General features: G+C 65.8%; 19 protein-coding genes and 3 pseudogenes. 8 read left to right on the plus strand and 14 right to left on the minus strand.

The annotated features are described in order from the left end of the window. The 5 genes from WA317_RS02990 to carD form a co-directional block, all read right to left on the minus strand. Positions 1-89: hypothetical protein (locus WA317_RS02990; RefSeq protein WP_425171640.1), on the minus strand; the 89-nt coding region annotated here is incomplete at its 3' end. Then, entirely contained in the window at positions 79-1,491 is a 1,413-nt protein-coding gene (cysS, locus tag WA317_RS02995) for a cysteine--tRNA ligase (RefSeq protein ID WP_425171623.1), read from the minus strand. The genes cysS and WA317_RS02990, both read right to left, overlap by 11 nt. A 42-nt stretch (positions 1,492-1,533) precedes the next feature. Further along, positions 1,534-2,010, minus strand: a complete 477-nt coding sequence (gene ispF / locus WA317_RS03000) for a 2-C-methyl-D-erythritol 2,4-cyclodiphosphate synthase (RefSeq protein WP_425171624.1) — start codon at positions 2,008-2,010, stop codon at positions 1,534-1,536. Next, positions 2,007-2,681 (minus strand): 2-C-methyl-D-erythritol 4-phosphate cytidylyltransferase, encoded by a 675-nt coding sequence (ispD, locus tag WA317_RS03005; RefSeq protein WP_425171625.1) that lies wholly within the window; start codon positions 2,679-2,681, stop codon positions 2,007-2,009. The genes ispF and ispD overlap by 4 nt, the downstream gene beginning before the upstream one ends. Before the next feature lie 16 nt (positions 2,682-2,697). Then, the gene (carD, locus tag WA317_RS03010; protein WP_425171641.1) at positions 2,698-3,186 is read right to left on the minus strand and encodes an RNA polymerase-binding transcription factor CarD; all 489 of its coding nucleotides are present in this window, start codon (positions 3,184-3,186) and stop codon (positions 2,698-2,700) included. Positions 3,187-3,497: 311 nt separating this feature from the next. Between carD and WA317_RS03015 the strand changes: the two genes are divergently transcribed. From WA317_RS03015 to disA, 3 genes are all read left to right on the plus strand, one after another. Further along, on the plus strand, positions 3,498-4,091 hold the full coding sequence (locus WA317_RS03015) for a hypothetical protein (protein ID WP_425171626.1): 594 nt from the start codon (positions 3,498-3,500) through the stop codon (positions 4,089-4,091). 65 nt (positions 4,092-4,156) lie between these two features. Then, positions 4,157-5,590 carry a DNA repair protein RadA gene (gene radA / locus WA317_RS03020; RefSeq protein WP_425171627.1) on the plus strand — a complete coding sequence of 478 codons (1,434 nt, stop codon included), beginning with the start codon at positions 4,157-4,159 and terminating at the stop codon, positions 5,588-5,590. Then, a complete protein-coding gene (disA, locus tag WA317_RS03025) occupies positions 5,587-6,702 on the plus strand; it encodes a DNA integrity scanning diadenylate cyclase DisA (protein WP_425171628.1) in 1,116 nt (371 codons plus the stop codon). The genes radA and disA overlap by 4 nt, the downstream gene beginning before the upstream one ends. A gap of 86 nt (positions 6,703-6,788) precedes the next feature. Here disA and WA317_RS03030 read toward each other — a convergent pair whose 3' ends face one another. Further along, positions 6,789-7,574: a hypothetical protein gene (locus tag WA317_RS03030; protein WP_425171629.1), complete on the minus strand. Its 786-nt coding sequence runs from the start codon at positions 7,572-7,574 to the stop codon at positions 6,789-6,791. Positions 7,575-7,638: 64 nt separating this feature from the next. Beyond that, a complete protein-coding gene (locus WA317_RS03035) occupies positions 7,639-8,262 on the minus strand; it encodes a carbonic anhydrase (RefSeq protein ID WP_425171630.1) in 624 nt (207 codons plus the stop codon). On the opposite strand from WA317_RS03035, the gene WA317_RS03040 reads away from it, so the two are divergent. Beyond that, positions 8,261-9,163: an A/G-specific adenine glycosylase gene (locus tag WA317_RS03040; RefSeq protein ID WP_425171631.1), complete on the plus strand. Its 903-nt coding sequence runs from the start codon at positions 8,261-8,263 to the stop codon at positions 9,161-9,163. The two genes, WA317_RS03035 and WA317_RS03040, sit on opposite strands and share 2 nt — an antisense overlap. Here WA317_RS03040 and WA317_RS03045 read toward each other — a convergent pair. Then, the gene (locus WA317_RS03045; protein ID WP_425171632.1) at positions 9,160-9,927 is read right to left on the minus strand and encodes an alpha/beta fold hydrolase; all 768 of its coding nucleotides are present in this window, start codon (positions 9,925-9,927) and stop codon (positions 9,160-9,162) included. The two genes, WA317_RS03040 and WA317_RS03045, sit on opposite strands and share 4 nt — an antisense overlap. A gap of 14 nt (positions 9,928-9,941) precedes the next feature. Here WA317_RS03045 and mhuD point away from each other — a divergent pair, with 14 nt between their 5' ends. The 4 genes and pseudogenes from mhuD (at position 9,942) to WA317_RS03065 (ending at position 12,985) form a co-directional block, all read left to right on the plus strand. Continuing rightward, positions 9,942-10,256 carry a mycobilin-forming heme oxygenase MhuD gene (gene mhuD, locus WA317_RS03050; RefSeq protein ID WP_425171633.1) on the plus strand — a complete coding sequence of 105 codons (315 nt, stop codon included), beginning with the start codon at positions 9,942-9,944 and terminating at the stop codon, positions 10,254-10,256. Further along, positions 10,234-11,601, plus strand: a complete 1,368-nt coding sequence (locus tag WA317_RS03055) for a serine hydrolase (RefSeq protein WP_425171634.1) — start codon at positions 10,234-10,236, stop codon at positions 11,599-11,601. The genes mhuD and WA317_RS03055 overlap by 23 nt, the downstream gene beginning before the upstream one ends. Positions 11,602-11,773: 172 nt before the next feature. Beyond that, a pseudogene (locus tag WA317_RS03060) lies at positions 11,774-12,040 on the plus strand (HoxN/HupN/NixA family nickel/cobalt transporter); the annotation flags it as partial. Further along, positions 12,029-12,985, plus strand: a pseudogene (locus WA317_RS03065) (HoxN/HupN/NixA family nickel/cobalt transporter). The pseudogenes WA317_RS03060 and WA317_RS03065, both read left to right, overlap by 12 nt. Before the next feature lie 77 nt (positions 12,986-13,062). Here WA317_RS03065 and clpC1 read toward each other — a convergent pair. The 6 genes and pseudogenes from clpC1 to WA317_RS03095 form a co-directional block, all read right to left on the minus strand. Next, a complete protein-coding gene (gene clpC1, locus WA317_RS03070) occupies positions 13,063-15,615 on the minus strand; it encodes an ATP-dependent protease ATP-binding subunit ClpC (RefSeq protein ID WP_425171635.1) in 2,553 nt (850 codons plus the stop codon). A gap of 232 nt (positions 15,616-15,847) precedes the next feature. Next, positions 15,848-16,186 carry a histone-like nucleoid-structuring protein Lsr2 gene (gene lsr2, locus WA317_RS03075; protein WP_425171636.1) on the minus strand — a complete coding sequence of 113 codons (339 nt, stop codon included), beginning with the start codon at positions 16,184-16,186 and terminating at the stop codon, positions 15,848-15,850. A 138-nt stretch (positions 16,187-16,324) separates the two neighbouring features. After that, complete coding sequence (gene lysS, locus WA317_RS03080) at positions 16,325-17,836, minus strand: lysine--tRNA ligase (protein ID WP_425171637.1); 1,512 nt, start codon at positions 17,834-17,836, stop codon at positions 16,325-16,327. A 59-nt stretch (positions 17,837-17,895) separates the two neighbouring features. Then, positions 17,896-18,711, minus strand: coding sequence for a type III pantothenate kinase (locus tag WA317_RS03085; RefSeq protein ID WP_425171638.1), 816 nt, complete (start codon positions 18,709-18,711; stop codon positions 17,896-17,898). A gap of 2 nt (positions 18,712-18,713) precedes the next feature. Beyond that, the gene (gene panD / locus WA317_RS03090; protein ID WP_425171639.1) at positions 18,714-19,145 is read right to left on the minus strand and encodes an aspartate 1-decarboxylase; all 432 of its coding nucleotides are present in this window, start codon (positions 19,143-19,145) and stop codon (positions 18,714-18,716) included. After that, positions 19,145-19,357, minus strand: a pseudogene (locus tag WA317_RS03095) (pantoate--beta-alanine ligase); the annotation flags it as partial. The pseudogene WA317_RS03095 and the gene panD, both read right to left, overlap by 1 nt.

The raw sequence follows: 19,357 nt of genomic DNA on the forward strand, positions 1-19,357 counted from the left end.
CGGCGGCGCTGGCCACCCGAGCCGACGGTGGCACCCTTCTTGGTGCCGGGTTTGCGCACCGCCCCGCGGCGCCGCGAGTTACCGGGCATCGCCTTGGGAGCCCAGTGACCACTGCGGTCCGTCGGCGGTGTCGGTGACTTCGATCCCGGCGTGTCTGAGCCGGTTGCGGATCTCGTCGGCCAGCGCCCAGTCACGCTGCTCGCGGGCTTGATCGCGGCGCTGTATTTCAGCGTCCACCAGCACGTCGACAGCTGCGAGCGCCGCCGACGTCTCGTCGCGGGACTCCCACCGTAAGTCGAGCGGATCACAGCCCAGGATGGCCATCATCGCGCGGATGGTTCCGGCGCTGCTCAGGGCCGCCTCGTGATCCCCGGCGTCGAGCGCCCTGTTGCCGTCGGCGCGGGCGTGGTGCACTTCAGCCAGCGCGATCGGCACTGACAGGTCGTCATTGAGCGCTGCGGCGAAGCGCGGGGTCCACTGGCCGGGGGTGACGACACCGACCCGGCTGCGCACCCGGTGCAGAAAGTCTTCGATCCCGACGTAGGCGTTCGCCGCGTCGTGCAGCGCGGCCTCGGAGAATTCCAGCATCGAGCGGTAGTGCGCGCTGCCTAGGTAGTAGCGCAGCTCAGGAGGCCGCACCCGCTCCAGCATGGCTGGTATGGACAGCACATTGCCCAGCGACTTGCTCATCTTCTCACCGCCCATGGTGACCCAGCCGTTGTGCAGCCAGTGGCGGGCGAACGCGTCGCCGGCGGCTCGGCTCTGCGCGATCTCGTTCTCATGGTGCGGAAATATCAGATCCATGCCACCGCAGTGGATGTCGAACTCCGCACCTAGATAGGTGCGGGCCATCGCCGAGCATTCCAGGTGCCAGCCGGGCCGGCCGCGACCCCACGGTGTGGGCCAGGACGGCTCGTCGGGTTTGGCGCCTTTCCACAGCGTGAAATCGCGCTGGTCACGCTTGCCGGTAGCGACGCCCTCGCCTTGGTGCACGTCATCGACCTTGTGCCCGGAGAGTTGCCCGTACTCGGGGTAGCTGAGCACGTCGAAGTAGACGTCGCCGCCGCCGGTATAGGCATGGCCGGTGTCGATCAACCGCTCGATGAGCTCCACCATCTGAGTGATGTGACCGGTCGCGCGCGGCTCAGCTGACGGTGGCAGCACGCCCAGCGCGTCGTAGGCGGCGGTGAACGCACGCTCGAAGGTGGCGGCCCATTCCCACCAGGGTCGGCATGCGGCGGCGGACTTGATGAGAATTTTGTCGTCGATGTCGGTGACGTTGCGGACGAACGCGACGTCACATCCGCGCGCGGAGAGCCAGCGGCGCAAGATGTCGAACGCTACACCGCTGCGGACGTGTCCGATGTGCGGCACACCTTGCACGGTGGCGCCGCACAGGTAGATGGAGACGTGCCCGGACCGCAACGGCGTGAAATCACGCACGGCGCCGGTTGCCGTGTCATGCAGCCGTAGCTGGGCCGGATCGGTCACGACGTGCCAGCTTACCGGGGTGGGCGGGAATGCCGCGTCCGGCTAGATCTCGACCACCAGGGCCGTGGCAATGGCGGCCAGGCCCTCGCCACGGCCGGTCAGCCCGAGACCGTCGGTAGTAGTGGCCGAAACCGACACCGGAGCGCCCAGCAGGCTGGACAGCACGCCTTGCGCCTCAGCGCGCCGCGGACCGACCTTGGGCCGGTTGCCGATCACCTGGACGGCGGCGTTGCCCGCCCGCCACCCGTTGCTTTGCAGCAACTCGCGGACGTGACGCAGCATGTCGGCGCCGCTGAGCCCGGCCCACCGCGGATCGCCGACACCGAACACCGCGCCGATGTCGCCGAGACCGGCCGCCGACAGCAACGCGTCGCACAGAGCGTGCACGGCGACATCACCGTCGGAATGCCCGCCGCAGCCGTCGGCGGCAGGGAACAACAGACCCAGCAGCCAGCAGGGTCGTCCCTGCTCAATCGGGTGCACATCGGTGCCCAGACCGATTCGGGGTAGCGCGGTCACCGGCTGACGATCGCGTGGGCGAGTTGCAGATCCAGCGGGTGGGTGATCTTGAAGGCCAGCGGATCGCCATCGACCACATACACCGGGTCCCCGAGGTGCTCCACCAGGGAGGCGTCGTCGGTGAAGTCGGCGTCACCGGCGAGCTGATAGGCGCGCAGCAGCAGTTCAGCGGCGAACCCTTGCGGTGTCTGCACGGCCCGAAGTGCGGCGCGCTGCGGGGTGCTGATGACCATTCCGTCGGCGTCGACAGCTTTGATCGTGTCGGGCACCGGCTGTGCCGGAACCACCGCCTGGTGGCCGGCCAGCAGCGCCTCGACGACGCGGATGATCAGCTGCGGCGGGGTGAGCGCGCGTGCTGCGTCATGGATGAGGACGAACCGGGGCTTGCCGACGGCCGACAACCCCAGCCGCACCGACTCGCGGCGGTCCGCGCCGCCCGCGACGACTTCGGCCTTGCCTGCCAATGTCAGCTTGGCCTCGTCGAGGCGGTCAACCGGCACGGCGACAACGATGTGGTCGACGACGCCGGATGCCTGCAAGCCTTCGACGGCACGTTCCAGCAGCGTGTGCCCGTCGAGGCGGTAGAACGCCTTGGGTATGCCTGCGGCTAGCCGCTCGCCCGATCCCGCAGCCGGGACCACCGCGGTGACGGTGTCTGCTCCGCCGACCACTCGAGCCTCTGGGCGCTCAGGATGCGGCGGCCAGAACCTCGTCGAGGATGATCTCCGCCTTCGCGTCATCGGTGTTCTCAGCCAGCGCCAGCTCACCGACAAGAATCTGCCGGGCCTTGGCCAACATGCGCTTCTCGCCCGCGGACAGGCCGCGTTCCTGATCGCGGCGCCACAGGTCGCGCACCACCTCGGCGACCTTGTGCACGTCACCGGACGCAAGCTTTTCCAGGTTCGCCTTATAACGGCGGGACCAGTTGGTCGGCTCCTCGGTATGCGGGGCCCTCAGCACCTGAAAGACCTTGTCCAGGCCTTCCTCGCCAACCACATCGCGGACACCGACGTATTCGGCATTGTCGGCGGGAACTCGAACGGTGAGGTCGCCTTGGGCCACTTTCAAGACGAGATACTCTTTCTGCTCGCCTTTGATGGTCCGAGTTTCGATCGCCTCAATCAACGCAGCACCGTGATGTGGATAGACAACGGTGTCTCCGACCTTGAAAATCATCTGATTCGAGCCCCTTTCGATACTCCATGCTAACACGCGCCGCGACTGCGCGGGGATCAACTCCGCAGGTCAGAGGCACCGGAGCGGAAGAAAGGGGGTTGACAGGCGAGGAAATCCGTGCAAGAGGCCGGGGCCAGGGCGACCCGGCCGGCGCCCCGGCCCCGCCCCGCACCGGAAGCTGCTGTGCTGCGCTGGCGCCCACTTCAGAGCCCACTTCAAGACCCACTTCGCGGCCCTCAGCTACCGTCGAGCCGACCTTACCTACTACTGTGCATAGTCGAACCGCGACGGCCGAGCAGGAGGCTTCTTCAGTGATCCGCTTCAAGACCCGTCGGCCGGTGCGTCGCCGAATCCCGGCTGCGGTTTCCGGCCTCGCCGTGAGTTGCCTGTTAGCGGCGCCCGCGTTGGCCGGCTGTGGCGCCGGACAGATCGCACAGACCTCGATTCAGGAACCGGCCGTCAACGGCGCGGCAGGACAGATCGGGCAATTGGCGCTGCGCGACGTCTATCTGCGCGCTGAGCAGACAAGCGACTTCCTACGGCCCGGCCAGCCCGTGGAGCTGGTGTTCGTGGCCACGAACCAGTCAGAGGACGTCGCCGACAAGCTGAGCCGCGTCACCAGCGACGTCGGCACGGTGACGGTCACCGGCGATGCCAGACTGCCGGCCGGTGGTGAACTGATCGTCGGGGACCGCGCCGGGCAGGACATCAAAGCGGTCGACGTGGCCGAGGCGGCCGAAGCCGCCAAGGCGACCGTGGCGCTGACCAAACCGATCAGCAACGGCTTGGCTTACCCGTTCACGTTCGACTTCGAGCGCGCCGGGAGCGTCCGCCTCAACGTCCCGATTGCCGCCGGCGAGGCGGCACCGGAAGGACAACGGCCGGCGCCGGCCGCGCATCGATAGATCCGGCTCGTCGGCAGTCGGCTTGTCGGCAGTCGATTGTCGGACCCGCCCGCTACGGTCACGGCGTGGCAAAAGCACGCACCGAGTACCGGTGTTCGGAATGCCGACACGTCACCGCGAAATGGGTGGGCCGCTGCCTGGAATGCGGCACGTGGGGCACTGTCGACGAAACGGTCGTCGTGGCCGCGGTCCGCGGCGCGAACCGACCGGCGTCACCGGCTGTATCGCTCAACTCCGTCGAGCCGCACCAGGCCCGCCACTGCCCGAGCCGAATCGGTGAGCTCGACCGGGTACTCGGCGGCGGATTCGTCCCCGGCTCGGTGACATTGCTGGCCGGCGATCCCGGCGTCGGTAAGTCGACGCTGCTGCTCAAGGCGGCGCACCGATGGGCGGAAGCCGGCCGGCGTGCGCTGTACGTCTCCGGCGAGGAGTCCGTGGGCCAGATTCGGATGCGCGCCGACCGGACCGGGTGCAGCCACGACGAGGTGTATCTGTCGGCTGAATCAGAGCTGAACGCAGTGTTGGGTCACATGGAAGCGGTGCGGCCCACCCTCGTCATCGTCGACTCGGTCCAGACCATCTCCACGACCGAAGCCGACGGCGTAACCGGCGGCGTCACGCAGGTCCGTGCGGTCACCACCGCGCTCACCGCTGCCGCGAAACTCAGCGGAGTCGCGATGGTCTTGGTCGGCCATGTCACGAAGGACGGTGCGATCGCCGGCCCGCGCTCGCTCGAACACCTCGTCGACGTGGTACTCCACTTCGAAGGCGATCGCAGCTCCACGTTGCGGATGGTGCGTGGCGTGAAGAACCGATTCGGCGCCGGCGACGAAGTCGGGTGCTTTGTACTGGCTGACAGCGGAATAGCAGAGATCGCTGATCCGTCCGGGCTGTTCCTGGATCAGCGGCCGCAACCGGTGCCGGGCACGGCGATCACGGTGACGCTTGACGGGAAGCGTCCCCTGGTCGGCGAGGTTCAAGCATTGCTGGCGACATCGGCGGGCGGATCGCCGCGGCGAGCCGTGAGCGGCATCGACCACGCCCGGGCGGCGGTGATCACCGCCGTGCTGGAGAAGCATGCCCGGTTGCCCGTCGGAGTCAACGACATCTACCTGTCCACCGTCGGCGGCATGCGGTTGACCGATCCGTCGACTGACCTTGCGGTGGCAGTCGCGCTGGCCTCCGCCTACGCCGACACGCCGCTGCCGACCACCACGGTGGCCATCGGCGAAGTCGGCCTGGCCGGTGACTTGCGGCGGGTCAGCGGAATGGAACGCCGGCTGACCGAGGCCGCACGGCAAGGGTTCACCACGGCCTTGATCCCGCCTGGTTGCGGGGCGGTGCCCAAGGGCATGCGGGCCTTGGAGGCGACCAACATCGTGGCAGCCCTGCAGCACCTGCTGCGCCCCACTGATCGTCGTCCCGAGACGCCCGCGCCGCTGTATTTGGTTGGACACGCTGCCCGCGGACCGGGCACAGCGCACAATGATGGGCAATGAATCCAGCAGTTTCCACCAGTACGAACGGCGTGGCGTCGATGGCCCGCCCGACGCTGCGCGAAACCGTCAGCCGTCTTGCGCCCGGCACCGCCTTGCGCGACGGGCTCGAGCGCATCCTGCGCGGCCGCACCGGCGCGCTGATCGTGCTGGGCTACGACGACAGCGTCGAGGCGATCTGCGATGGCGGCTTCTCCCTGGACGTTCGGTATGCACCGACCCGGCTGCGCGAACTGTCCAAGATGGACGGTGCCGTCGTACTGTCCACCGACGGCAGCCGCATCGTGCGGGCCAACGTGCAGTTGGTTCCCGACCCGTCGATACCGACAGACGAATCCGGCACCCGGCACCGCTCGGCGGAACGAGCCGCCATTCAAACCGGCTACCCGGTCATCTCGGTCAGCCACTCGATGAACATCGTGACCGTCTATGTCGCCGGCGAGCGCCACGTGGTGGCCGATTCGGCGACCATTCTGTCGCGAGCCAACCAGGCCATCGCCACGCTGGACCGTTACAAAGCTCGCCTCGACGAGGTGAACCGACAACTGTCACGGGCCGAGATCGAAGACTTCGTCACGCTGCACGATGTGATGACGGTGGTCCAACGGCTCGAATTGGTCCGCCGGATCGGCCTGGTGATCGACAGCGACGCCGTCGAACTCGGCACCGACGGGCGCCAACTACGGCTGCAGCTCGAGGAGTTGCTCGGCGGGAACGACACCGCGCGCGAATTGATCGTCCGCGACTACCACGCCAACCCGGATCCGCCGTCGGCTGAGCAGATCGCCGCCACGCTCGACGAACTGGACACCCTCTCAGACACCGACCTGCTCGACTTCACCTTGCTGGCGAAGGTTTTCGGATATCCGTCGACGGCCGAGGCGCAGGATTCCGCGTTGAGCGCGCGGGGTTACCGCGCGATGGCGGTCATCCCGCGCCTGCAGTTCGCTCATCTCGACCTGCTGGTGCGGTCCTTCGGCACCCTGCAGGGGCTGCTGGCGGCCAGTTCGACTGATCTGGAGTCAGTGGACGGCATCGGCGCGATGTGGTCGCGGCATGTCCGTGAGGGTCTGTCGCAGTTAGCTGAATCAACCATCGCCGACCCGCTGAGTTAGCCGGCAGGCGCCCGGTGACGATGCAGAGCGCGCGGGGGCACCCCAGCTTGCGAGGGGACGCGATGAGGAGGAGGCGGGCAACCAGCTCAGTTGCCCGGCTGCACGGGTGGCAATGCCTGCGGCGCAAGCTGAGGCACCGGCGCGATCCCACCGGCCGGTGGCATTCCAGGTACTGACGCATCAGCAAGGATGAACGGAACCGGTAACGACCTCAGATTGCCCAGCTGCACAATCAGGTTGTAGGTGCCCGCACCGATCGGTTGGCGCGGCAACGGACACTGTGGGGCCGACCCCATTCCGGTCCACGTCACCGCGGTTGTGACCTGCTCACCTGGTGTGAACGTCTTCACCAAGGTCTCGTTGGACGGTGCGCAGTCGAGGTTCGACCACAGCCGCTTGTTGTCCAGCGAGTAAACGTAGGCCGCCAACACCGCTGCTCCGACGTCACGTTTGCAGCCCACCAACCCGATGTTCGTGACGACCATGGTGAACTTCGGCTGGTCGCCGGTCGCGTACTGCGGCTGATTGGTCAGACCCTTGACCGCCAGTGTGGAGTCCGGGCAGTCATCGCCTTCCTTGAGGATCGGCGGCGGCTGTACCGCAGCGGTCGCCGTTACCTGTGGCGCCTGCGCATCGGGCGGCGGTCCCGGGGCCTGGACCTCGGGCTGCACGATCGGGCTGTGGGCTTGGGCCGGCTGGGCAGCGCCTTGCTTGTTCGCCCCGTTGGTGTTGGCGCCGGCGCTGCCGCCGAAGACGGCGACGATGATCGCGATGATGATTCCGAGGACTACGACCGCAATGCCCAGCGCCAGTCCTCGGCGCCGCCAATAGATCTCCTGCGGCAGTGGGCCATGCGGTTCAAGATCCAGCACATTTACACCGTAAGCCCAGGAACCGCTGGGCGTCCGACCGTTGTCGGCGTGTCGCGCGGCAGACTCAGGCGGCGTCGCCTACGTCACCGACGTGGTCGCGCACCATTACGCGGCCGTCGGCCAGTTCATAGATGGCAGCGACGATCGCCAGCGTGCCTGCTGCCACGCCGTCGGCGATGGTCGCCGAACGGGCCAGCAGCTGTGCCGCCGTTTCGGTGGCGTGACGGGCCTCGAACTCCTCCGGCGTGGTCAGGCCGTCGCGGCGGCCCGCCAGCACCGACGGCGTCACCCGCTCGACCAGATCGCGCACATAGCCGCCGGGTATGTCACCACCGTCGACCGCGGCCAGGGTGGCCTTGATGGCACCGCAGCTGCGGTGACCCAACACCACGATCAGCGGCACATTCAAGACGCCGACGCCGAACTCCAGCGATCCCAGCACCGCGGCGTCGAGAACCTGGCCCGCGGTGCGGATCACGAAGAGGTCGCCGAGGCCTTGGTCGAAGATGAGTTCGGCGGGTGCACGGCTATCCGAGCAGCCCAATACCGCGGCGAACGGCTGCTGGCCGGAGGTGAGGCTGGCACGATGCTCGACACTTTGGTCGGGGTGTTCGGCAGCGCCTGCCACGAAGCGCTCGTTACCCTCTTTGAGTGCTTTCCATGCGGTCACCGGATTCCGATTGGCCATGGCCGTCATCTTGCCCTACCTGCCGATGAGTGTCTGCCCCAACGAGCTTCTCGGCTGGTACGACCGGGCGCGTCGGGACCTGCCATGGCGCGATCCCGACGTCAGCGCTTGGCAAATCATGGTGAGTGAATTCATGCTGCAGCAGACGCCGGTGGCCAGAGTCATACCGGTGTGGGGAGACTGGGTTGCGCGCTGGCCGACACCGTCGGCAACGGCCGCCGCCAGCGCGGCAGATGTGTTGCGCGCGTGGGGCAAACTGGGCTACCCACGGCGTGCCAAGCGCTTGCACGAGTGCGCCACCGTCATCGCGCGTGACCACAACGACGTCGTTCCCGACGACGTCGACATTCTGTTGACGTTGCCGGGCGTCGGCAGCTACACCGCAAGGGCGGTGGCGTGTTTCGCCTACCACCAGCCGGTTCCGGTGGTGGACACCAACGTTCGGCGGGTGGTGGCACGCGCAGTGTACGGCCGCGCCTACGCCGGTGCTGCGTCGACGGTTCGCGACCACGGCGACGTCGTGGCGCTGCTGCCCGACGACCAAACGGCACCGCAATTCTCGGCGGCGCTGATGGAGCTCGGCGCGACCGTGTGCACCGCGCGCAATCCGCGCTGCGGACTGTGCCCACTTTCGCAATGCACCTGGCGGCGTGCCGGTTATCCGCCGGCCGTCTCACCCGGCCGTCGCACCCAGCGTTACGCGGGAACCGATCGGCAGGTGCGCGGTTGCCTGCTGGACGTGTTGCGCGCCACCGACTGTCCAGTCACCAAGGCTCAGCTGGACGTCGCGTGGCTCAGCGACATCACGCAACGCGAACGGGCCCTGGATTCGCTGCTCGCCGACGGCCTGGTGGCGCTGACAGCCGACGGCCGGTTCGCGTTGGCCGGCGAAGAGGATTAGCGAGCCGTCAGGAAAGATTCGACGGCGGCCCGGTACATCTGCGGCGCTTCGTCGTGGACCAGGTGTCCAACTTCGGGCACATGCAGATATGCCGTGCGATCACCGTTTTGGTGCATGAGCCGCATCTGCCCCGCCGGAGTGACCGAGTTACCCGCCTCGATCAGCAGCGTCGGCACGCGCACCGCTCGCCACTGGTCCCAATAGTCGCGAGTGCCCCACTCAGCGGCGATGTCGATCCATCGCGAGGTGTGACCATGCAGCCGCCAACCGGTTCCGGTCCGATCAAACGCCTCCAGGAAATATCGACCGGCGACTTGTCCGAATTCAGCGACTATCTGCTCGGCCGAATCGAATTCGACCGGCAGGCGGTGCAGCCACGGTTCCCAGGGGCCGGTACTGCGGCCACGGAAATCCGGTGCCATGTCCTCCACCACCATCACGGAGACCAGTTCCGGACGCTCGGCGGCCAGACACCACGAGTGCAGCGCACCCATCGAGTGCCCGATCAGCCGAGCCGGCGCCGTGAGAGCGCTCACCGCGTCGCCCAAGTCGGCGACGAAGCGTTCGGTGCTGATTGGATGCGGATCGGCGACGTCGCGACCGCGGTGCCACGGAGCGTCATAGGTGTACACCGCTCCCAGGCGGGTCAGCCAAGGCAGCTGACGCAACCAGGTGCTGCCCCGGCCCATCAGCCCGTGCACTAAGACCAGCGGCTCACCCTCTCCACCACGATGGGTCAGAAGGTCGGCGGGCACATCGGGCACGGTAGCCTAGCGGCATGCCAGTGGTGAAGATCAACGCAATCGAGGTACCGCCGGACGCGGGCCCCGAATTGGAGAAGCGGTTTGCTCATCGCGCGCACGCCGTGGATAACCAGCCGGGCTTCCTCGGCTTTCAGCTGTTGCGCCCGACCAAGGGCGAAGACCGGTACTTCGTCGTCACCCAGTGGGAGTCCGAAGAGGATTTTCAGGCCTGGGCGACTGGACCTGCGATTGAGGCGCACGCCGGCCACCGGGCCAACCCGGTGGCGACCGGCGCATCACTGCTGGAATTCGAGGTTGTGCTTGAAGTTGCCGGGACCAAACCGACGTAGCTCGCGGCGGGGTCGGCGCACGCCTTTGGCGGTGACTGCCGCCACGGCACTGGTCGCAGCCCTGGCATCCGCCTGCGCCCCGCCCCCTGCCCCCTCGGCCAACGCCGCTAACCCTGGGCCGCGCATCGACACCAGAACCCCGCCCGGATTGCGCGCTCAGCAGACGGTGGACATGCTCAACTCCGACTGGCCTATCGGCCCGGTTGGCGTTCGCACTTTGGCCGCCCCGGACAAGGTGGAATCGGTCGAACACACAATGGAGGACCTGTGGTGGGACCGCCCATTCGCCCTCGACGGGGTCGACGTCAGCGCCGGTGCTGCGACCCTGCACCTGACCACTTCCTATGGCGCACAACAGGCTATCAGCATTCACACCAACGATGAGACTCTGGTCGACCGGTTCGACGTCACTACCGAGACACCGAAAATCTCCTCATGGCGCGACGTCGACGCCACTCTCGGCAAGACCGGCGCCCGCTACGCCTACCAGGCCGCCAGAGTCGACGACGGCCACTGTGAACGGGTGGCGGGCGCCAATGCGGGCGTATCGCTGCCGTTGGCTTCGATATTCAAACTGTATGTGCTTTACGCCGTGGCCGATGCGGTCAAAGCCGGCACAGTGTCATGGGACGACGAGCTCGTCGTCACCGCGAAGGCGAAGGCAGTCGGCTCTTCCGGCTTGGACAAACTACCTGAAGGAGCGCATGTCTCGGTCCGTACCGCCGCCGAGAAGATGATTGCGACGAGCGACAACATGGCCACCGATCTGCTGATCGGAAAGGTAGGCAACCAGGCCGTCGAGAAAGCTCTCGCCGCGACCGGTCACCACGATCCGGCCAGCATGACGCCGTTTCCGACCATGCACGAACTGTTCTCCATCGGCTGGGGTCAACCAGACCTGCGTCAGCAGTGGCAGAAGGCCGGGCCTACCGGTCGCGCGGAACTGCTTGCGCGGGTCAATTCGGTTCCCTATCAGCCAGATCCGACCCGGGCGCACGTGCCCGCCTCGGGTTATGGCGTGGAGTGGTACGGCAGCGCCGAGGATATTTGCCGCGTACACGCAGCACTTCAGGCCGTCGCAGTCGGCGACGGCGCACCGGTGCGAAAGGTCTTGGCCGCCGTTCCCGGGATCGAACTGGATCACAATGAATGGCCATATGTCGGCGCGAAAGCCGGCGGCCTGCCCGGAGACCTGACGTTCAGTTGGTATGCCGTCGACAAGATGGGCCAGCCGTGGGCCCTGAGCTTCCAGCTGAATTGGCCGCGCGACCACGGCCCCAAAGTGACCGGCTGGATGCTGCGGATCATCAGCCAAGTCTTCGCGCTGCTACCGGTGCAGCAGTAGCCCGCCGACGACCGGTGGTATAGCGTCGGTCGCGATAACCGTGTGAACGGCGAGGAAACCGGTGGGAAATCCGGTGCGGTCGCGCCACTGTGATCAGCGTTTCGACGTTGAAAGCCAGACCTTCCCGTCACACCTCTCAGAGGGAGACGCGCAATCTCCGGGAGGGGCCTTTATGGCTGTGTGGAGCAGGCTGTCATCGACGTGGAACCGTCACGACCGCATCGAGATCGGCGTACTGCTGGGCGTGATAGCCCTCATGCACCTGCTGGGCTTCGCGACGCTGATTCTGCTGATCGCACCGCGGCATTTTCATGCCGGCAGCCAGATCTTCGGGATCGGGTTGGGGGCGACCGCTTACCTTTTTGGATTGCGGCACGCGTTCGACGCTGACCATATCGCCGCGATCGACAACACAACGCGCAAGCTGATGACGGACGGTGACGATGCGGGCCGCGCAGTGGCCCGAGGAGGAGGCGGCCAATCAAGCCGGGACGGTGACGATGCGGGCCGCGCGGGGGTACCCCAGCGTAGCGAGGGGACGGCCCGAGGAGGAGGGACCAGCAAGCCGAACTCGGTCGGGTTCTGGTTCGCCATGGGCCATTCCACCATTGTGTTGGTGATGGCCCTGCTGGTCATTGTCGGCGCTCACGCCGTTCGCACACTACTCAACGATGATTCGCCGACGCGGCATGCGCTCGGCTTTGCCGGGACGCTGGCCTCCGGCCTCTTCCTTTACCTTATCGCGGTGATGAACATCGTTGCACTGGCCGGTGTTTGGCGCGCGTTTACCCAACTCCGACGCGGCTCCTACTCTGAGGAGGCGCTCGAAGCGGCATTGAGCGGCCGCGGATTTCTCGCCCGGCTGCTGCGGCCGTTCATGAATCGCATCAAGCGCCCGGTGCACATCTACCCGGTCGGGCTACTGTTCGGTCTCGGGTTCGACACCGCCACCGAAGTCGCGTGATTGGCGCTGGCGGGCACCGGCGCCGCGGCGGGCTTACCCTGGTATGCCGTACTGGTGCTGCCGCTGCTGTTCGCGGCCGGCATGAGCCTGATGGACACCTTGGACGGCCTGCTGATGACGTTCGCCTACGACTGGGCGTTCATGCAGCCGCTCCGCAAGATCTACTACAACCTCGCCATCACCGGGCTCTCGATAGCGGTAGCAGTGCTGATCGGATCGATCGAGCTGGTGTCGATTCTGCACAACGATCTGCAGTGGCAGGATCCGGTCACCGAGTGGATCAGCGGCATCAACCTGAACAACGCCGGCTTGGCGATCGTCGGACTGTTCGCGGCGACCTGGCTGACAGCGATCGGTTACTGGAAGCTGGCCAACGTCGAATCCCGCTGGCACGCCTCGAGCCCGCCCACCGACTCGTGAAGTAGCCGTTCAGGATCTGCAGTGAAATGGGCGGCCACCCGATTCGGGTGACCGCCCCATTTCCTTCGGCGTTCGCGCTACCGCCCGGTGGACGGCGGGCCACCGGCGCTGTGCGCACCGGCGCTCGCCAGACCCGGCTCGGCGGACTCGGCAGGTTTGCGGGCACCGGTGAAGGTGAACACCGCGTCCTCACCGCCGCTTTCGCCGTCCCAGTTGTCCACGTCGACGGTCACGAGCTGTCCCGGACCGACCTCGTCGAACAGGATCTTCTCCGACAGCTGGTCCTCGATCTCACGCTGGATGGTGCGCCGCAGCGGACGGGCACCCAGCACCGGGTCGAAGCCGCGCTTGGCCAGCAACGCCTTGGCCTTATCGGTCAGCTCCATCGCCATGTCCTTGGCCTTGAGCTGGTTGCCGACCCGGGTGATCATGAGGTCGACCATCTGGATGATCTCGTCACGAGTGAGCTGGTGGAAGACGATGATGTCGTCGATGCGGTTGAGGAACTCCGGGCGGAAGTGCTTCTTCAGCTCGTCGTTGACCTTCTGCTTCATCCGCTCGTAGTTGTTGTCACCGCCGCTCTGGGTAAAGCCCAAGCCGACCGGCTTCGAGATGTCGGAGGTGCCGAGGTTGGAGGTGAAGATCAGCACGGTGTTCTTGAAGTCCACCGTGCGGCCCTGCCCGTCGGTGAGCCGGCCATCCTCCAGCACCTGCAACAGGCTGTTGTAGATCTCTTGATGCGCCTTCTCGATCTCGTCGAACAGCACCACCGAAAACGGCTTCCGCCGCACCTTCTCGGTGAGCTGGCCGCCCTCCTCGTAACCGACGTATCCGGGCGGGGCGCCGAACAACCGCGACGCGGTGAACCGGTCGTGGAACTCGCCCATGTCGATCTGGATGAGCGCGTCGTCGTCGCCGAACAGGAAGTTGGCCAGTGCCTTGGAGAGCTCGGTTTTACCCACACCGGACGGGCCGGCGAAGATGAACGAGCCGGACGGGCGCTTGGGGTCTTTCAACCCCGCGCGGGTACGCCGGATGGCCTTGGAGACAGCACGGACGGCATCCTCCTGGCCGATGATCCGCTTGTGCACTTCGTCTTCCATGCGAAGCAACCGGGTGGTCTCGGCCTCGGTGAGCTTGAACACCGGGATACCGGTCCAGTTGCCCAGCACCTCGGCGATCTCGTTGTCGTCGACCTCGGCGACCACGTCGAGATCGCCCGAACGCCACTGCTTTTCCCGCTCGGCACGCTGACCGACCAGTTGCTTTTCCCGGTCGCGCAGGCTGGCGGCCTTCTCGAAGTCCTGCGCGTCGATCGCCGATTCCTTCTCGCGACGCGCCTCGGCGATCTTCTCGTCGAACTCCCGCAGGTCTGGCGGAGCGGTCATCCGGCGGATCCGCATCCGGGCGCCGGCTTCGTCGATGAGGTCGATCGCCTTGTCCGGCAGGAACCGGTCGTTGATGTAACGGTCGGCCAGGGTGGCCGCGGCCACGATCGCACCGTCGGTGATCGACACCCGGTGGTGCGCTTCGTAACGGTCGCGCAGACCTTTGAGGATTTCGATGGTGTGATCAACCGTCGGCTCACCGACCTGCACCGGCTGGAAGCGCCGCTCCAGTGCGGCGTCCTTCTCGATGTACTTGCGGTACTCGTCGAGGGTGGTGGCACCGATGGTCTGCAACTCACCGCGGGCCAGCTTGGGCTTCAGTATCGAGGCGGCGTCGATCGCGCCCTCAGCGGCGCCCGCACCAACCAGCGTGTGCAGCTCGTCGATGAACAGGATGATGTCGCCGCGGGTGTTGATTTCCTTCAGCACCTTTTTGAGGCGTTCCTCGAAATCACCGCGGTACCGTGAGCCGGCGACCAGCGATCCCAGGTCGAGCGTGTAGAGCTGCTTATCTTTCAGCGTCTCGGGAACTTCGCCGTGCACGATGGCCTGCGCCAGGCCTTCGACCACAGCTGTCTTTCCGACGCCGGGCTCGCCGATCAGCACCGGGTTGTTCTTGGTGCGACGGGAAAGCACCTGCATCACCCGCTCGATCTCTTTTTCCCGGCCGATGACGGGGTCGAGCTTGCCTTCTATGGCCGCCGCCGTCAGGTTGCGGCCGAACTGGTCGAGCACCAGCGAAGTGGACGGGCTGCCGGATTCGCCGCCACGGCCGCCGGTTCCCGCCTCGGCGGTCTCCTTGCCCTGGTAACCGGACAGCAGCTGGATGACTTGCTGACGCACCCGGGTCAGCTCAGCGCCCAGCTTGACCAGCACCTGAGCGGCCACACCCTCACCCTCGCGGATCAGACCCAGCAGGATGTGCTCGGTGCCGATGTAGTTGTGGCCGAGCTGCAGCGCCTCGCGGAGCGACAGCTCCAGCACCTTCTTGGCGCGCGGCGTGAACGGGATATGCCCGGATGGCGCCTGCTGGCCCTGGCCGATGATTTCCTCGACCTGGCTGCGGACACCTTCGAGCGAAATTCCCAACGACTCCAGGGACTTGGCCGCTACGCCTTCACCTTCGTGGATCAACCCCAGCAGAATGTGTTCGGTGCCGATGTAGTTGTGGTTGAGCATCCGGGCCTCTTCCTGAGCCAGGACGACGACCCTGCGGGCACGGTCGGTAAATCTCTCGAACATCGGTTACCTGCTCTCCCTCACATCGGTACTTTGGTCGGCCTCGGCTCGGCCCCCGCGTACCTGCCGTCCACTGTAGTGGTCGGCTGCCCGGCGTCACTAACCTTGCGGTTCACACCGCTGCAGTTATCCCCGGCTTAACGCAGCCGCAACAGACCAACGTGGGAGATCTGCGAAAGTTTCCTACGGCGACGGGCGATCGGTTCGCCACGAGCGAAAGTGACGAACTCCCAGGTCAGGTCGCCGCGTGGAAGGCGTCGATGACGTCGGCCGGGATGCGGCCACGGGTCGACACGTTGTGGCCGTTGCGGCGGGCCCACTCGCGGATCGCCGCACTCTGCTCACGGTCGATGGCACCTCTGCCCCGACCCGAGTTGGACCGCCCGCGCCGCCGGCCCCCGACCCGGCGACCCGCTTCCGCCCACTTCTTCAGATCGCCACGCAGTTTCGTGGCATTCTTGCTCGAAAGGTCAATCTCGTAGGTCACTCCGTCTAGCCCGAATTCGACCGTTTCGTCGGCGGCGCCTTCACCGTCGAAATCATCGACCAAGGTGACGGTCACTTTCTTCGCCACTAGCCCACCCTCGCGTTTCTTCCTGTGCTGCCACTGTGAAATCCGATAGAGCTCCTGCTGACAATAACCCGTCACAGAAACGGTGTCATAAGAACCCGCTGCCTCCGATGCTAACACTAAGTATAACGAGGTCAGAGTTCAGCTGTGCGGTCGAACAATCGGGAACAAAACGGTCTCCCTAATTGACAGGCCGGTCAAGGCCATCAACAGCCGATCTATACCCATTCCGGTTCCCGTGCACGGCGGCATCGCATACTCCAGCGCGGACAGAAAATCCTCATCGAGTGCCATCGCCTCGTCGTCTCCGGCCGCCCCGGCGCGTACTTGTGCAACCAAACGCTCGCGTTGCACAACCGGATCGATTAATTCGGAGTACCCGGTAGCCAACTCGATTCCACGTACGTAAAGATCCCACTTTTCGGTCACGCCCCTGATACTGCGATGCTGGCGCGTCAAAGGCGTTGTCTCTACCGGAAAGTCCTTGACGAAGGTGGGGGCGTCCAAGGCCCGACCGACGGTGTGTTCCCATAGTTCTTCCACCAGTTTGCCGTGCCCGTAAGCGCGATCGGAGACAATCTCGACACCGAGGCTGTCGGCGATGGCGCGCAAGTGGTCGACCGATGTGTCCGGTGTGATCTGTTCTCCGAGAGCGTCCGACAACGACGGGTACATTTGTATCGACGGCCATTCTCCATCGATGTCATAGACGCTGCCGTCGGGCAGCGGCACTTGTCTGGTCCCGATCGCCTGATCGGCGACCCGCTGAATGAGCTGGCGAGTGACAACCGCCGAATCGTCATAGGTGCCGTAGGCCTGGTAGGTCTCCAGCATGACAAATTCCGGAGAATGCGTGGAATCTGCGCCTTCGTTTCGAAACACGCGATTAAGTTCGAAGACCTTGTCAAACCCACCCACGACACAACGCTTGAGGAACAGTTCGGGCGCAATGCGCAGGTAGAGATCGATGTCGAGAGCATTGGAGTGCGTGACGAACGGCCGGGCCGCAGCGCCGCCCGCCAAAGTTTGCAAGATTGGCGTTTCGACCTCGAAAAACCCGAGCCGTTCCAACTCGGCCCGTATTGCCCGGATGACCGCGATCCGCTGACGGGCGACCGCACGCGCCTGCGGGCGGACGATCAGATCGACATAGCGTTGCCGCACCCGCGATTCTTCGTTCATCTCCTTGTGTGCGACGGGCAGCGGGCGCAACGACTTCGACGCCATCCGCCAGGAATCGGCAAGCACGGACAGTTCGCCCCGGCGTGAACTGATGACCTCGCCGCGTGCATAGACGATGTCACCGATATCGACATCTTCTTTCCAGCTTCTCAGCGCGTCCTCGCCAACGCTGGCCAGGCTGAGCATCAGCTGCAGTTGAGTGCCGTCGCCATCCTGCAGCGTCGCGAAACACAGCTTCCCGGAGTTGCGGACGAACACCACCCGCGCTGCGACGCCGACGATGTCCCCGGTCGCCGAGTCGGCCGGCAGATCGGGATGGGCCGCACGGATCTGCCCCAGGCTGTGGGTGCGGTCGACAGCGACCGGGTAGGGATCATGTCCCTCCTGCAGCAGCCGCTCCCGCTTGGCCCGGCGAATGCGAAACTGTTCGGGAAGATCCGCTGCAGGGCCTGGGGAATCGGCAGAGCTCACGACGTGCCAGCTTAGATGAGCCGCGAGACCCGCTGCCGACTGCGCACTCGGGGCATCTGTCAGCGCGCGGTCTTCAACCGGCCGCGCTGGGTGTCGCGGTTTCGTTCGAACACCAGCCGCAGACCGTGCAGGGTGAGGTGCTGGTCGTAACGGTCGACGGTATGCAATTCAGGCAGCAGCAGCGGGGCGGTGTGCCCCGTCGCGACGACCGCGACGTCGTCACCGGCGAAGCCGTCGACGTCCTCGCGAATACGCTGAACCAGCCCGTCGACCAGCCCGGCGAAGCCGAACACCGCGCCGGACTGCATGCATTCGACGGTGTTCTTGCCGATCACCGAACGCGGCCGGGACAATTCGACCCGTCGCAGTGCGGCAGAGCGGGCCGCGGCGGCGTCCGAGGAGACCTGAACACCGGGGGCGATCGCGCCGCCCAGGAACTCACCCTTCGCCGACACGACATCGACACAGATCGACGAGCCGAAGTCGACCACGATCGCCGCGGTGCCGAACTTGTGAAACGCCGCCAGGCAGTTGACGATTCGGTCCGCGCCGACTTCTTTGGGGTTGTCTACCAGAAGTGGGATACCGGTTCGTACCCCGGGTTCGATCAGCACGCGCGGCACCGCGGGCCAGTACTGGTCGAGCATCTGCCGCACTTCGTGCAGCACCGAGGGAACGGTGGACAGCGCGGCCGCAGCGGTGAGCCGCTCGGAGTCGTCGCCGATCAGGCCGTCGATGGTGAGTGCGAGCTCGTCGGCCGTGGCCTCAGATTCCGTTCGAATCCGCCATTGCTGCACGACCTTTGCGTGCTCCTTCGAGCCGGAGATCAGCCCGACGACGGTATGTGTGTTACGGACGTCGATGGCCAGCAGCACGACTACCGCACACTCGATCGGGGTGAGAACAACTCAGCGGCTCCCGATAGTTGCAAGGCGGGCACGAAGGCCGGATCGTGCCCCAGGTCGATCGGCCGGTTCTCGGCGTCGACGAAGACGATGCGCGGCCGGTAGCTGCGCGCCTCGGCATCCTCCATCGTCGCGTAGGCGATCAGGATCACCAGGTCACCCGGGTGAATGAGATGTGCCGCGGCACCGTTGATTCCGATCACACCACTACCGCGTTCCCCGGTGATCGCGTAGGTGACCAATCGCGCCCCGTTGTCAATGTCGACGATGGTCACCTGCTCACCCTCGAGCAGGTCGGCGGCATCCATCAGGTCGGCGTCGATGGTCACCGAGCCCACGTAGTGCAGGTCCGCCTGGGTAACCGTGGCGCGGTGAATCTTCGACTTGAGCATGGTGCGAAACATCAATTCCTCCAGACTGATTCGCGAGGCATGTCGGACCCGGCCACCGCCGGCCGGTCGCTGCCGAGGGAGTCGCGGATGTAGATGGCAATGTTGTCGAGGAGTCGCGTTCTGCCGATTCTGGCGGCGACGAGCAGCCGGCTCCGCCCCTCGGCGGGCGCCGGGCCCAGCATGACGTCGCGCACTTCCAGGTAGTCGACGTCGATGGCCGGCAC

The organism is Mycobacterium sp., from assembly GCF_049802695.1.
Classification (GTDB): Bacteria; Actinomycetota; Actinomycetes; order Mycobacteriales; family Mycobacteriaceae; genus Mycobacterium.

Coding starts and splice junctions, on each gene's coding strand:
- carD (WP_425171641.1), bottom strand. CDS start 3,186: ATGATTTTCAAGGTCGGAGACACCGTTGTCTATCCACATCACGGTGCT.
- disA (WP_425171628.1), top strand. CDS start 5,587: ATGAATCCAGCAGTTTCCACCAGTACGAACGGCGTGGCGTCGATGGCC.
- WA317_RS03040 (WP_425171631.1), top strand. CDS start 8,261: ATGGCCGTCATCTTGCCCTACCTGCCGATGAGTGTCTGCCCCAACGAG.
- panD (WP_425171639.1), bottom strand. CDS start 19,145: ATGTTTCGCACCATGCTCAAGTCGAAGATTCACCGCGCCACGGTTACC.
- clpC1 (WP_425171635.1), bottom strand. CDS start 15,615: ATGTTCGAGAGATTTACCGACCGTGCCCGCAGGGTCGTCGTCCTGGCT.
- WA317_RS03035 (WP_425171630.1), bottom strand. CDS start 8,262: ATGGCCAATCGGAATCCGGTGACCGCATGGAAAGCACTCAAAGAGGGT.
- mhuD (WP_425171633.1), top strand. CDS start 9,942: ATGCCAGTGGTGAAGATCAACGCAATCGAGGTACCGCCGGACGCGGGC.